Here is a 14,115-nt window from a genome sequence, read left to right on the forward strand (position 1 = left end):
TAGAATTGGGAGTGTTTGCAGCTGAATTGACTTTCAATTTGGCAACAGTGAACAAATGCTTGAGCGCGATGATGGTTAACAGCATGTTAAAGAATAAACGCGAAGATGTGGCAAACAGTTTTTGGCAAAAGGACGTTTGGTTAGGGGGCCGTCCTGACGATCACAACCCGTAACCTCATCGCGTAGTAGTTAAGGTTTCCGATTTGAAATCTGAGAGTGATACATCGCGATTGTTGCAGGAAACCGAGCAATATCTTGCTGCGGGCCAGTTTGGACGTCAGGTTCGCGGTCGGTTCACCAGACTCTTTCAGAAACTTCATGGATCGACACCTGTTGAGGACCGCGCGGCAATTGCCAGATTGTTATGCAATCAGCGAACTGCCCCCCTTGACGTGATCAAACTGCTCTGTTGCGATGCGGAGTGTGTATCGGCTCCCGTTCTGGCCAACTCACCGCTGCTTGACGCATCCGATTTGACATTGCAGATCATGCAGGGAAATTCCGCCAAACGGGTCGCGATTGCGCGAAGATCTGATCTGAGCGCGTTGCTTGTATCACTGCTGTTGACCTTCAGGGAAAGAGCAGTGGGGCAAGCATTGTCTGAAAATATAAGTCTGCAATCAGGGCTTTCTAACCAGTTGGCAGAGCGAATTGCACGGGTATCCGGCACGATGCTCAAAAAAGCGGAACCAAAGGCGATGTCTGGAAACAATGATAAGCTTGATGCACTGGTTTCTTCCATGGAACAGGAATGGTGCGAGCATTACCACCCAGAAGCGTTGGATAGCATGAGTGAAAAAACACAAACACAGCCCTCCGCCGACAGCCTGTCCGAGACATGTGACGAGGCCGCCCCAGCTCTCGAAGGAGCCGCAGTTGTGCCCGAGCCGTTTTTTGACGAAGAAGACCGCAAGATTCTTGAACGGTTGTCCGAGAGCGATTGGGAAATGCTTGATGATGAAGCCGTCGAGGCTCTGGCAAGGGAATTGGCAAAGGAAGAAGCCGAGAAGGCCGCAGAAGCGCAGTCCGTTTCGTCTGACCCTGTTCAAGCGGCTTCCGAAACCGGCGATAGCCCATGTTCGGACGAAGAAGAAATCGGCCCCAACTCATTCCGGATTGGTGCATTTGATCAGTCAAACGCTCCCATCCCTCCGCTTAGAAGCCAATTGGACGCTCTGGAGCGTGAGCCAACCATTGTCTTCAAGTCGATTGAAGAGACGGTAGAGGAGCGCCCTGTGTCTCCGATGTCTCCTGTGTCTCCAGTTTCTTCCAAATCAGGGCAAAAGGGGATCGAGGATATCGTTTCACACGATAGGGATGTCTTGTCCTCTCCATGGTCTCATAGCGCCGAAACAGCTTCAGAGCCCATCGTGACTGACACCGCTCCTCTAGAGCCAATGAATGGTCTGGATTTGGCCCCCACAGTCAGCCTTGCAGGCGAAATGCATCAAGAGGATGATGCGCATCAGGAAGCACCGGAAACATTTTCTGCCTCTCTACCTGAGACCGAAACTCTACCTGAAACCGCATCTTTCGGCACGCCCCTATCCGCGCCCCTTGATGCCGTGGCAGATCGAACGATTGACCAGCTCCGCCCGACGGAGCCCACTCGCAGTGAACTGGAACGTTCGCTTGATACATTTATCAAGCAAAGCAAAAAGGACAAGGGCGAGGAGAACAAACCGCAAATCACGCTGACGGTTCGCAAGGCTTCTCAGGATAGCGATCGCAAGCAGACACGGAGTGCAACGCCGGAAACACAACCGACGAGCGTTGTTTTGACCTCGGCAACAGAGGATGATTGGTACAAGGCGCTTGCAAGCCTTACAGGCGATCCTGTCATCATTCATCCTGAGACCGGATTGGCCAAGGAGATGCCACTCTCGGATCCGGTTGCTTCGCTCAACGACATACCAACCGGGTTGAGCGATATCCCTGCCCTGGATGTTTCCGACCGTTTCAAGGCAATCGAATCCGAACTTGCCTTTGACGATGAGATCACGTCGGCCCCATCTGTTCCGGTTGAAAAGGAATCCAACCCCTTGATGTCGGCAATTGCGCTGACGGATCCCCTTGTTGATCTTGCTGAAACTGCGGAAAAGCCAGTCCGTGCAGCGCAGTCCGAGAGCGAGCCACTCATTCACGAGCATGCTCCGCTCGGCTTCATGCCCGATATGATCTCATTCAGCGGACTTGACCTTGTCGAAGCCGAACCGGACCTGCCTTCTGCAACCGATTTGCTGTTGGAACAGGCAGGCAAGGCCACCCCGGCCGTTGAGCTTGTGGAGCCGGTTGAGCTGGAGATTCGCGAAAATGGCAAAGTCATCTCGCTCAGCGAGATAGAGGATCAATCGGTTCGTGTCGCTGTCGAGCAAATTGCAGCCAGCCGCAAGTCTGGGAAAAAGGCGGAATCTGACAAAGACGATATATCCTTGCTCAACGAGCTTTCCGGCCACCATCTGGTCGATGCCGAAGACTATGCCAAGCTGAAGATGCAGGATACGCGGCGCGAGGGGCGCACGCTGTCTGAGCGAGAGATCACGCAGTCTGACTCAAATCTCGGTGCGCCAAAGGCAGATACGATCAGCTTCCCTGTTCTGCCCGAGACATCTAGCGCTTCGGAAGGCATCGCAGATGCGTTTTTCGCCTATGATGATGAAACGCGTCTGGCACTGTTGCAGTCTATCCTTGCCGAAAGCCTGGTCGATGTGGCCGCACAGACTGCCAATGCCAGACAATGGCGAGCAATCGATGAGGACAAGGCGCAAGAGTTGGTGTCTGCGCGCTTCAGCAATGACCGAATCCGTACAGCCGATCTGATGCATGACATTTCCGGCCACCGTCGTTTGCAGATGACACAATTGCTGCAAGACAAAGGGGGCGAGGCTCTCGTCGTCTATCTCTATTCCATCGGACTGGACGACCGCAGCACGCTCTCCATGCTCTTGCACGGACCGGACGCGATTTCGCATGATTATGCCAAGGTTGCGCAGTTGATGACGCTTTACAATCAGCTTTATCCGGCAGCTGCGGACAAGATCATTGCCCAACTGTTCGGAACGCCAAGACGCGTCCAGATCAGGCATCAGACCCTTCATGATGATGGTGCTGGCATTGCTTCTGCGCGATTGCGCACGACCGGGCTTGAAAGCCGGCACCAGAGTGAAGAGAAGACAACGCCGGAATTCGGTCGGCGTCACGTGCGCCCCGGCGATCAGAAATAACGTCGCACAAGTCGGGGCGGTTGACTGCCCCGCTTCCACTTTCGCGGAAGACTGTTCGAGCGCTGACATGCGAGGTTTGAAACATGCTGCGCCAGCTTTACGCTTTGGCGCGCTTTTTTCTCAGCTGACATGACCTGATTGGCGATACGATCACGCACCTTTCCGCTCAAAAAAGCTGAGATGTGAATATCAGTCAGTTGCCAGCATCAGATCATGGCTGGCTTCTGGGCATTCGCTTTCAACGACCCATATGTCCTGATCGAACCCGAGTTCCCTGTCGAGCTTGTCCATGATGTCGAAAGTCGTGACCGGGCCGAGCGCATGGCGAAACAGGCGGTCCCCTTCATCGATATTTTTCTGGCTGTATGAGAGCTGACTGGCGGGCTCATAGAGATCGTGGGTGCCATCGAGCCGATCGATGCGAACAAAGATCGCCCCCGCTTCTTTGGCACCTCTGCGAATGAGCACGGAGGGCTTGTCCTTGCCATTTCTCATTTTCAGATAGGCCGAAACCCAAAGTTCGGATGTTATGCGCATCGATTATCCGCTTGACCGGTTTGGCAGCTTGCCCGTTCCGAGATCATCCCAGATCGAGAAATCCCATGATCATCATTTCCTGCAAGAGACGGTCATTGACCTGCCCTGTCACAGGATGGCCACGGCTGCGTTGGAAATTGGAGATAGCCGACTGGGTGCGGCTACCCATGACGCCATCGACCTCAAGATTGCTATAGCCGAATTCCTTGAGGGCTTCTTGCACCTTTGCAAGGGTTGGGTCTCCGGTCTTGTTGGAAGCCTGCCTGTTCGGAATCGGCTCGGGAGGAACAGGACCACTGGCGACCGTCTCGCTCACGTTCTTTTGGGAAGGTGTGAGATCAACCCGCAATGTGCGGATACGCTTCAAATTCCCGTTGGCCGGTTTTGAGCGCGGTAATGCGTCAAGCACAATGGCGTCCCCTGCCACTTCTGAAACAGGAGCATCGCTACCCTTCGGAGCGTCCGTCATTGCCACATCGCTGGTCGCCGCATCATAAGCCTTGCGACCGGTCAGAATGTCATAAAGCCTGGTGCTCACCTTGCCTGTCACTGGCATTCCCATCGCATCCTGAAAGGCGGAGATGGCTTCCTTGGTCTGCGCGCCTTCCACCCCATCGATCGGGCCGACATAATAGGCCGTATCTGTCAACTTCTGCTGAATGGCGCGCGTCATGACGGCCATTTTATCGTCTGGTGATGATCCGAATTGTCTGGTCTTGTTTGCCAGTGGACGACGGGTAATCGTACCGTTTGCTTGCGCGTTGCGATCCAGTTTCTCGACGCTGTTGATCAGTTCGATCTCGGCCGATTTTGGCTGCATATACAGGGCATTGGCAATGATGGCGAAACTTGAGAACGCCATGACCAGAATGCCAACCAGGGCAAGCGGGCTTCTTTTGCCCTCTTCTTCCCAGTCTTCATAATCGTCATAAGTCTCGGACATGTCCGTTTGCCTCTTTTGCGGTTCGCGCTGCTTTGTGCTTTTCATCTGTAGTCATTGTCTAATCCCGGCTTTGACACAGCCGGGATCATGCCAGCTCAAGCAACCTTGTTGTTTGAGCCGTTCTGTTTTTTTGTCGCGCCTTGCCTGGAACCGGCAGGATTGAGAGAGATAACCAACTCATCCGCTGCCCCATGAACCGGCGCCTTGATTGCAGTCATATCGAGCGGAAGTGTGACAGCCACGCTCGTACCTTTGTCCAGTTCGCTTGTGATGGACATGCGCCCGAGTTGCAGTTCGGTCAATCCGCGAACGATAGACAAGCCGATCCCCGCCCCCTCGAACCGTCGTTGCAGACTGTTCTCGGCTTGAACGAAAGGCTTTCCTAATTTGGGGATGTCGGCCTTGTCAATACCAATGCCGTTATCACTCACACGCAGTTCAATTTCGTCCTTGATCTTGCGGCCCCATTTATCCTTTGCCCATGCCAGGGAAACGTCTACGCGGCCTTCCTGATCGCTGAATTTGAGCGCATTTGAAATGAGATTGAGCAGGATCTGCCGACAGGCTCTCGGATCGAGCCTCGCAACCGGCATGCCGGGTTCACATTGGCAGGAAAGCGCAATTTTTCGCGTGTCAGCATCGCCCTGCATCATCTTGCAACACCCTTCGGTGAGGTCACACAGATCAAAGCTTTGCGGTTCGATCTCGAAATTGCCGGATTCGAGACGAGACATGTCGAGCAATGCATTGACCAGTTGCAAAAGGTGATGACCACTCTTGTGAATGAGGTCGGCATATTCCACTTTTTTCTCTTCGCCGAACTGGGTCAGTTCAGGGTTGCGCAGAATTTCCGAGAAACCGATAATCGTGTTCAGCGGCGTGCGCAGTTCGTGGGTAACATTGGCAAGAAAACGAACCTTGCTTTCATTGGCATTCACCGCTTCCTGACGAGCCTCTTCCAGAGCAAATTGCTGTTCCTTGCGCTTGGAGATGTCTCTGGTTGCCGCGATGACACCAATGATTACCCCTTGCTCATTGCGTTCGGGAGCACATTTCATCTCAAACCAGCATGGAGCGGCCTGGCGCTGTTCTTCTCGGAGGCCTTCCTGAGCCCCCTCGGCGCACTTCATGATTCTCAATTCGGTTGTGACCGGTGAGCGGCTGCCCGCTGGCAGGTTCATGCATTCGGACAGAGCGCGCAGATAGGCAGGACGATCCGGAATATGAATCTGCTGGAACAGGCCATTGCCAGACAGTTGATCGGGCTTTGTGCGCAGAAGCATCTCGGCGGTTGGAGAGGCGAAAGTGACATCGCCACTGCTGTCATGACGTGTGATCATGTCCGAAACCGTATCTGCTATGGTACGGTAGCGCATTTCTTCGGCTTGAACGATATGGAGGCGACCACGGTGAAGCCACTCGATGCGGATCGCGAGCATTCCGGCATAAAGGATTGCGACCATAACCGATATGGTATCGATCAATGAGCGACCGGCATCGTTCAGCGCAACCGGTTCAATCCAGTTCTTGGCCTCAAGGCCGGCCAGTACACCAGTTGCCAGAAGACAGATCGCAAGAGCCTGCTTGATGATTCGAGTGTTGCCGCTCAGCGCCACTTCCAGTGGAATGACGCCAAGCCAAATGAGATGTGCAGATGTCAGGCCACCAGTCATTGCAGCCACCCAGACAACGAAGGCAGCGGTAAGTGTTGCGGTCAGAAGGAAGGCGTTGGCAAGATTTCCGGTTTTCGACAGATAGAAAACAGAAATCAGTGGTGCGAGCATCCAGACCGGCAACATGAGAAAACGCATTTGCGGGGCAGACGCGTCACCGCCAAGATACAGGATCACGAACGGCAAGGCAGCCAGAGCCAACAGGCCCACAGCCAAATGAATGCCGATAAACAGCTGATGACGCTTTTTGTCTGACAGCGACGCCTCGACAGACTGATGTAGCAGGCCATTGATGACAGACTGAATGGGCCCGTTGGCCCAAAAGGTTTGTTGCACGTCTAACCTCACCTGCCTTGAGCCCCCTGTCTCCGACAGGCGGCGTCAAGCATACGCAAAACAATTACAGGTTGTCGGCCTTTATCATTCGGCCGCTTGTCCGATACAGTGCCATGCAGACTTTTAAGGAACGCTAAAAATCGAGCCGCTTGTCATGCCCAAATCATGCTAAACAATTCGTTTTCACGATCTGAGAGCAAGAAATCATCTTTATGGTAAACAGACTCTTTCAGCACTCACACCGCAAATCTATTTTTCCTTAAGGTTTCAACCGTTTAGTCCTTTTGAAAAACTGTTCAAAGACTCCCCGAAAATCCGCAATCCGTCCTTGCATTTTCAGTGATGGCAAGATCGCTGAAAATGCTAGGAATCGCAGGAATCCGCGACCTCTCGCTCATGGTGAACGAAGCGTTTCCAGATAGCTCGAATTTGAGTCTATTTTGATTCTTTCCTTCAAGCTGCTTTTGACATGATTGCGATATCTTATGAATGTCAGCGCGAGGACACATCCCAAAGGGTGTCGATCAATCCATGAAGAGATTGCGTCCGATGCTGATGAATGGACGGAACAAATCCGGTTTGCAGGACCGGTTGTGTGGGTATTGAGAGGGCGATCATATGTCATTTTTGATCAGAGCAGCTTTCTGGCTTTCGCTGGTCATACTTATTCTGCCTGCTGACCCAGGAAGCGAGACTGAGTCCGCTAAGCTTTCGACTACGGAAGCCCTGACAGCAGCACAGGCAACCCTGAAGGACTTTACTTCCTTCTGCACGAGGCAACCTGATGTGTGCGCGGCCGGGGAAGTAGCGATCGAGAATTTTTCTGCCAAGGCACGTTATGGTGCAAAGCAGCTTTACATGTATCTGGATGGAGACAGCGAAAAGGAGCAACCAATCGCACAAAACCAATCGGTCGAGACAGTGGAAGGCTTGATGAAAGAGGCCAAGAATGAAGTGCCTCTGCCCAGCCAGGAACTGGAAGCCCTGCTTCGATCCAATCAATAACCATTCAAATGCAAGAAATTTCAGCCCTGCCCTTCCCCATGGGGTGGTCTGAACTCCTGGTCAGATGTTTGATAGGGTCTTGTCCGTTTAACGACGACCTCATCACCCTGGACACTATCGAGGATCTGGCCGTACTCGTCCGACTTGGGCCCTAAGCCACGCCGAAATGAAGTTTCTTCATTTCGGCGTCTTTGTGTTTTTGCTGAGAATGATTTCCAACACAAGTCTTGCCCGTTCCGGCGCGCTTCATTAAAGTCGGTCTGAATAGAATGACCATGCCACCGGACCTAGATTTCATGCCCTTGCAAATTGACGAAATTATTGAGAATTTTTCCTTCATCGACGATTGGGAAGAACGCTATCGCTATGTCATCGAACTGGGCAGAGACCTTGAAGACCTGCCAGAAGCGGCAATGTGCGAGGCGAACAAGGTGCAGGGATGCGTTTCTCAAGTGTGGCTGACGACCAAGGCCAGCGGCGAGGACACCAACCCGACGCTCACCTTTCAGGGGGACAGTGACGCGCATATCGTCAAAGGCCTGGTTGCGATTACCCTTGCAATCTTTTCAGGTAAAACCGCCCGGGAAATCCTTGATATCGATGTCGATCCGATTTTCGACCAAATCGGATTGCACGAGCATTTGACCCCTCAACGTTCAAACGGTCTCGCCTCAATGATTGCCCGTATCAAATCAGATGCCAAGGCAGCGCTGGCTTAGTATCTGGCCCTTTTGCCTTGAATGCTTTTTCAGTCATGCCGCTTTTCTAGCGGATGGAGGGACGATAGTCGTCGGTGCCCCAGTGCTCGATACGGTTTCTTTGCGGCCCTTCCGTTTTATCGCTCAGACCATAGTGGCGAGCAAGGCATGACAGACCCATTGCAAGGATCTGCTTGGCTGATCGCGCGGGCCATTGCCGAGAACGCTCGATATCTTCAAGGCCTTTCAGAAAGCAGCAGAAGTCAATCAGAGGATCAGCAAATTCCTCTCCAACATGGCTCATTGCCTTGCGAAAGCGCTGCCGGGCATCCAGGGCACCGCCGCTCAAACATTCCGAGCTGTTCTGTACGCGGGCATTTCTGGACGTGGCACCAGCGGTTTCTCCAAGTCGGTCCCAGTTGATTCCCGTCTTGCCTGCAAGCTGCCCTCTTTCGAAGTCGGATCGCAACCGTTCTCCGGCCTGTATCTGGCTCACGGTCAGGTATCGGCTTCCGTCGGTACGCGTGCGTGACGCCAGTTGTTGAAGCGGGCTTTCTGCACGTTTGACCCTGACCGACGACCTCAGCTGAACCTTTGCAGCAGCCTGCCCTGCCGACTTGTCCGGGCGCGGCACATCATCTGCCCTGATCGACTGATCATCCTTGCCCGTTTGACAGATCTCCTGCCATTGATGTTGCGCGGCGTAGATCTGGTCTTCTTCTTTGCGGAGCAAGTGACGGCGCATAGCCTGACGCCCTTCGGGCGTGATGTAATGCATGCCGTCTTTCGAGATGATCGCACCCCGACGTATCAGCAAGGTCAGTGTGTCAGCGTCTTGTGGCTTTGCGTCGAATTTTCCTCGCGCGATCTGGCGTAACAAAGCCGCCTCCTGACTGGTCATGTAAGATTGCCGGATCATTTTGCCCCCCATTTCCTTGTCCGATGTCCCCTTTGGCATGGTCCCTTACCTCTTCATGCTGGTGAGAGGGGTTACGAGCATCATTGTTTCCAACGCGCTTTCAAGACTGTTGATCAACAGCTCGGTCTCTTCCTGCTCGCGCTTGTCTTCAACAACACGACACGCGTAGGCAACCGTGGTCCGATCCCTTCGATAGTGCTCTGCGATGTCCTTCAGAGGATAGCTCAGGCAGACGTGGGAGAGATACATCGCAACCTGACGTGCGAAGGCAACACTCTTGCGGCAACGCGTGCCCGCATGTAATGCGGTTCGTGGCATCCTGAATGTGCGGGCTACCAACTCATCGACAAGGGACAGGGCGACACGCCGGTTTTCGCCCATACGCTGTGTTTCCATCAGCCATTCTTGCTGCGGATCATCAAGGTTTTTGAGGTCTAGTGCTTCTACTTTCATCGCCCACTCCTATGCTTAGTCGCTAAAGTTGCTTTTTGATTGCACATACAACTTATACAACTCATTGGTTGCATAGGAATAAATTCCAGATAAAAAATCTGGACCTCTTTTAAAGATGACATCTCGATCTATTCAGACATGACCAAATTCTGCGATTTTGCCATGCGAACAGCGTAGAACCCTCGTTTGGAACGCATTCCCCTAATCCTCCTTATGCCCGCCCTGCTTATCTGGTCGAGACTGGGAGGCATGGAACATCCGGCAAAACGCCCTTTGGGCAATTCTGCTTCGGTGTCTTCTGCGCTTGGCGAAGATGACGAACTGTCACGGGAGAGGCCTGCTGAGGGCTCTTCTCAACAAAGACCATGTGATTTCAGGAAACGGAAAGGATCGGCCACGGGTAGCAGCATCCTGTACCATGCCATCCGCTCGGGAGAACGAGACTATGTCCGCAAGCGCGATTTACCGGGGCTTCTGCATTTGTTTCCCGGCGAGATCGAGGCAATGGAAAGACGCAGCCCTTTCGCCATATTTCAGTCCCTCACGCGCGCGATACGTGCCGAGAGGATCAGAGGGCGATCAGGTCATTGGCGCTATTCGCTCACGCGCCATATTGGTCTCAGGCAGGCTCTGGCGGCAGAAAGACTTCGATTTCAGGCACCAGAGGAAGAAAGAGGGCAAGACTCAAAAAGGCAGCCATGAAGGCTGCCCGCACTTTTCAATCGGAATATTGCTATTTCTTGCGACGCTGCTGTCCAAGGCCCATTTTCTTGGCGAGGCTGGAGCGCGCTTCCGCATAGCTTGGAGCAACCATGGGATAGTCTGCGGCAAGGCCCCACTTTTCACGATATTCCTCAGGGGAAAGATTGTAGTGAGTGCGCAGGTGGCGCTTGAGGGATTTGAACTTCTTGCCATCTTCGAGACAGACAATATAGTCAGGCGTGATGGATTTTTTGACCGATATTGCTGGTTTCGGCGCTTCAATCACTTCTTCTGACACTGGAGTTCTGGTATCTTCCAGTGCTTTGTAGATATCGCCAATCAATCCTGAGAGATCGTTGACGGGAACTGCATTATTGCTAACATAGGCCGATACAATATCGGCCGTAAGCTCAATCAATACGTTATTTTCTGAGTTATCTGACATAATCCGGATTTTCTTTCTAATTGACACTCAAGATGACGGGGACCAACCTGAGCAAACCAACACTCACTGATGCGAACAAGAGCAGCTGGCTTTTAAAACCTTTTTATCCATTCGTAATATATGTGTGTTTTTACTTCAAGGACTAATGCTGTTTTCTTAGAATCCTTGTGGGAAACCTATTTTCAGGTAAAAAAATTGGTAGTAACACGCATTTTTATTCAGATTGTAACAAACACAAGAAAAGGGAGCACACAAATTGTGCACTCCCTCATGAGAATTCACTAGGCATTCAAACAGACGAGAAAGCCGCGGCGGGCTATTTCTTCTGTTCATCGCCCCCATATTCGTCAATTACTGTCCCCTTCCACGGTTTTGTACCCGACAGATAGGCAGCCCGAGCGACCAGATGGGCAGAGACAGGCGCCGTCAGCAAGAAGAAGACAATGCCCGCAAGTGCCCGCGTTGCCACGTCCAATTCAGCCGAATGCACCGCCAAGGCCAGCAAAGCAACGCCAGATCCCAGCGTTCCGGCCTTGGATGCGGAGTGCATACGCGTGAAAACATCGGGAAAACGGAGCAATCCCAGGGAGGCCGTCAGCACGAAACAGGCGCTCACAAGCAACAAGAGTCCTACGATGATATCTGACACAAATTCAACCATCAATCTGCTCCTTTCAGTGCCTTTTGCGCCTCGGCTGTCGCCTTGGCTGCGGCTGCCTCATCAACAAATTCCGAATCGTCGCCGTGCCTGAGTACAAATCTCGCAAAGGCCACGGTTGACAGGAAGCCAACCAGCCCAAGGGCAATGGCTATGTCGATATAGAGAAAATAGTCGGTTTTCACGCCGATCACCGCGATGAAGCCGATACCGACAGCGACCAGCATGTCCAGACCGATCACCCGGTCGGCAAGGCTCGGCCCCTTGATGATTCGCACCGCAGTGAGAAGAAAGGATATCGAGAGAATCGCCAAAGTGATGAGGATGGCGACATCCAAGAAGGTTTCAATTACCATTACCGAAAGGCCTCCATGATCTTGCGCTCAAAACCGTTCTCAATGTCGGCGCGCATCTCGTCAACGTCATCAATGGTCACCGCGTGAACATAGAGATATTTCTTGTCATCCGCCACATCCACAGACAGGGTGCCCGGCGTCAGGGTAATCAGATTTGCCAAAAGCGTGATTTCTCCGTCCCTGTCCGTCTTCAACTCGTAAGCGAAGATACCGGGTTTGAGATCGAGCTTGGGACTGATCGCCAACATGGCAACTTTGAATGCGGACTTTGCCAGTTCAACCAAAAACAGCAAAACCAGAGAAACAAACCGCCTGACCTTGCTCAGATAGCTCAGGGTGCCAACCTGCTCCCTGATGATAAACAGCACCACCATGCCCAGCACAAAGCCGAACAGCAGGTTTGGAACGGTGAAAGATCCACTCACCGCCGCCCAGGCAAGGGCGAGAAGAATATTGACCAGAAACAAGTTCTTCATCAGTGGGTTCCTTCCTTATGTGCTGCTGGCTCGGCTTGTTCGCCATGGTCTCCGCCCGGCTCGGTCGAGCCATGCTCTTTGGCCCGCATCTCCTGCTGAGCACGCGCAGCGCCAAAAACCGCCTCGACATAACGATCCGGATTGATCAGTGTCGTTGCACCGGACTGAGCGATCGAGACGACAGGCAACGGGAAAACCCCAATCGCCGTAATGAGCAAGACCAGAACAGAGACAGGGGCGAACACGCGCGCACGCACCGAACCTGCCAGTTGGTAGAGCGGAGCGGCTTCCTTGCCGTCTTCGGTTCCGATTGGCCCACCCCGCCAAAATGCATGAGCCCAGACACGCCCCATGGCAACGGTCGTGATGAAACCGGACACCAGAACAGCCATGGCAAGCCAGCCATAATTTTCTTTCAGACTTGCTTCAACCAGCATGAATTTTGGCCAGAAGCCTGAAAAGGGCGGCAAACCGCAGGCGGCAAAAGTCAGCACCAGGAACAGAATCGACAGCCAACTGGAGGCTTTGTATCCGCCCCCAAGTTCTGCAAGATTGTATTTCCCGCCATTCATGCGCATCAGGATACCAAGAGCGAGATAGAGGGCCGTCATGACGAGAATGGAATTGACCGCATACAGGATCGCACCGGTGATCGCATTTTCTGTTCCCACAGCGACACCGACCAGAACGGAGCCGATACCGCCAATGACCAGATAGCCGAACAGGCGTCTCACATCATTCTGTGCCAATGCGCCAAGGGCACCAAGAAGCATTGTCAACGCAGCAACCCAGGCAATGATGTCGCTCAGCATGGCCCGGCTTTCAGGCATCAAAAGCACCATCGTGCGGATCAGCGCATAGACACCCACCTTGGTCAGAAGCCCTGCAAAAATGGCGGATACGACGATTTTCGGAGTGTGATAAGACGCCGGCAACCAAAAATTGACCGGGAAAGCGGCGGCCTTCATGGCAAATGCCAGGAAATAGAGCGCGGCAATCGTTGCCATCGGAGCCTCGCCCTTTGGCATTTTGCGCAAGGTCACGGCGATATCAGCCATGTTCAACGATCCGATTGCACCGTAAAGGAAGCCGGTTGCGATGAGGAACAATGTCGTCGCCATCAGGTTGAGAATGGCATATTTCATCGCGCCATCAATCTGAATGCGCTCGCCTCCAAGGATCAGCAGACCGAAGGAGGAAATCAGCATCACCTCGAACCAGACATACATGTTGAAGATATCACCGGTGAGGAACGAGCCGGTAACGCCGGTCATCAGCAACATCAGGAACGGATAGAAACCGAACCGCCGCCCGGCAACCGTGATATCAACCAGCGAATAGACGCAGACCGCAAGGGCAACGATCGCGGCAATGGTCGCCATCAGCGCTCCGAAGGCATCAACGGTGAGCGAAATTCCGAAGGGCGGCAACCAGCGCCCCATTGTCATGGTGATCGGACCTTCAAGACTGACTCGGCGCAGCAGAAGAAGGTCAATGATGACCAACAGCGTGAGATAGGTGCAGGCCATATAGCCATGCAGCTTTGCCCGCTCCCGGACCATCAGTATGGATGCGCCCCCCATGATCGTGAGGATCGAGGGCGCAATGATCAGCCAGTCGGCCAGCGCCGTTGGCGCGACCAGCATGCCAGCGGCAAAATCGACCGCATGTTCAGCATTTCCAGCCATAG

The 14,115-nt window shown here is 53.2% G+C and carries 14 protein-coding genes; 4 read left to right on the forward strand and 10 right to left on the reverse strand.

Annotated features, from left to right (window positions below):
• The first annotated feature begins 203 nt into the window (after positions 1-203).
• The gene (locus ACHZB8_RS00855; protein ID WP_316858058.1) at positions 204-3,224 is read left to right on the forward strand and encodes a DUF2336 domain-containing protein; all 3,021 of its coding nucleotides are present in this window, start codon (positions 204-206) and stop codon (positions 3,222-3,224) included.
• 189 nt (positions 3,225-3,413) lie between these two features.
• Here the strand turns inward: ACHZB8_RS00855 and ACHZB8_RS00860 are convergent, their stop codons facing one another.
• The 3 genes from ACHZB8_RS00860 to ACHZB8_RS00870 all read right to left on the reverse strand — a co-directional run bounded on the left by ACHZB8_RS00860 (position 3,414) and on the right by ACHZB8_RS00870 (position 6,713).
• The gene (locus ACHZB8_RS00860) at positions 3,414-3,761 is read right to left on the reverse strand and encodes a DUF1491 family protein (protein WP_316858060.1); all 348 of its coding nucleotides are present in this window, start codon (positions 3,759-3,761) and stop codon (positions 3,414-3,416) included.
• Positions 3,762-3,804: 43 nt separating this feature from the next.
• Complete coding sequence (locus ACHZB8_RS00865; protein ID WP_316858062.1) at positions 3,805-4,704, reverse strand: peptidoglycan-binding domain-containing protein; 900 nt, start codon at positions 4,702-4,704, stop codon at positions 3,805-3,807.
• Positions 4,705-4,799: 95 nt separating this feature from the next.
• Positions 4,800-6,713, reverse strand: coding sequence for a PAS domain-containing sensor histidine kinase (locus tag ACHZB8_RS00870; RefSeq protein WP_316858064.1), 1,914 nt, complete (start codon positions 6,711-6,713; stop codon positions 4,800-4,802).
• A 618-nt stretch (positions 6,714-7,331) separates the two neighbouring features.
• Here ACHZB8_RS00870 and ACHZB8_RS00875 point away from each other — a divergent pair.
• Complete coding sequence (locus tag ACHZB8_RS00875) at positions 7,332-7,718, forward strand: DUF5330 domain-containing protein (RefSeq protein ID WP_316858066.1); 387 nt, start codon at positions 7,332-7,334, stop codon at positions 7,716-7,718.
• Between the two features lie 296 nt (positions 7,719-8,014).
• The gene (locus ACHZB8_RS00880; RefSeq protein WP_316858068.1) at positions 8,015-8,437 is read left to right on the forward strand and encodes a SufE family protein; all 423 of its coding nucleotides are present in this window, start codon (positions 8,015-8,017) and stop codon (positions 8,435-8,437) included.
• A gap of 46 nt (positions 8,438-8,483) precedes the next feature.
• Here ACHZB8_RS00880 and ACHZB8_RS00885 read toward each other — a convergent pair whose 3' ends face one another.
• Together ACHZB8_RS00885 and ACHZB8_RS00890 are read right to left on the reverse strand one after the other, a co-directional pair.
• Positions 8,484-9,374 carry a DUF6456 domain-containing protein gene (locus tag ACHZB8_RS00885; protein ID WP_316858069.1) on the reverse strand — a complete coding sequence of 297 codons (891 nt, stop codon included), beginning with the start codon at positions 9,372-9,374 and terminating at the stop codon, positions 8,484-8,486.
• 6 nt (positions 9,375-9,380) lie between these two features.
• Positions 9,381-9,788, reverse strand: a complete 408-nt coding sequence (locus ACHZB8_RS00890; protein ID WP_316858071.1) for a helix-turn-helix domain-containing protein — start codon at positions 9,786-9,788, stop codon at positions 9,381-9,383.
• A gap of 249 nt (positions 9,789-10,037) precedes the next feature.
• Between ACHZB8_RS00890 and ACHZB8_RS00895 the strand changes: the two genes are divergently transcribed.
• Positions 10,038-10,490, forward strand: coding sequence for a DUF6477 family protein (locus ACHZB8_RS00895; protein WP_316858073.1), 453 nt, complete (start codon positions 10,038-10,040; stop codon positions 10,488-10,490).
• Between the two features lie 31 nt (positions 10,491-10,521).
• Here the strand turns inward: ACHZB8_RS00895 and ACHZB8_RS00900 are convergent, their stop codons facing one another.
• The 5 genes from ACHZB8_RS00900 to ACHZB8_RS00920 all read right to left on the reverse strand — a co-directional run bounded on the left by ACHZB8_RS00900 (position 10,522) and on the right by ACHZB8_RS00920 (position 14,113).
• A complete protein-coding gene (locus tag ACHZB8_RS00900) occupies positions 10,522-10,935 on the reverse strand; it encodes a MucR family transcriptional regulator (protein ID WP_316858075.1) in 414 nt (137 codons plus the stop codon).
• Between the two features lie 316 nt (positions 10,936-11,251).
• Positions 11,252-11,596, reverse strand: a complete 345-nt coding sequence (gene mnhG / locus ACHZB8_RS00905) for a monovalent cation/H(+) antiporter subunit G (RefSeq protein WP_316858077.1) — start codon at positions 11,594-11,596, stop codon at positions 11,252-11,254.
• The gene (locus ACHZB8_RS00910) at positions 11,596-11,949 is read right to left on the reverse strand and encodes a cation:proton antiporter (protein WP_316858079.1); all 354 of its coding nucleotides are present in this window, start codon (positions 11,947-11,949) and stop codon (positions 11,596-11,598) included. Before ACHZB8_RS00910 ends, mnhG begins: the two co-directional genes overlap by 1 nt.
• A complete protein-coding gene (locus ACHZB8_RS00915) occupies positions 11,949-12,425 on the reverse strand; it encodes a Na+/H+ antiporter subunit E (protein WP_316858081.1) in 477 nt (158 codons plus the stop codon). The genes ACHZB8_RS00910 and ACHZB8_RS00915 overlap by 1 nt, the downstream gene beginning before the upstream one ends.
• On the reverse strand, positions 12,425-14,113 hold the full coding sequence (locus tag ACHZB8_RS00920) for a Na+/H+ antiporter subunit D (protein WP_316858083.1): 1,689 nt from the start codon (positions 14,111-14,113) through the stop codon (positions 12,425-12,427). Before ACHZB8_RS00920 ends, ACHZB8_RS00915 begins: the two co-directional genes overlap by 1 nt.
• Between the last annotated feature and the right edge of the window lie 2 nt (positions 14,114-14,115).

This window comes from uncultured Cohaesibacter sp. (assembly GCF_963556055.3).
Classification (GTDB): domain Bacteria; phylum Pseudomonadota; class Alphaproteobacteria; order Rhizobiales; family Cohaesibacteraceae; genus Cohaesibacter.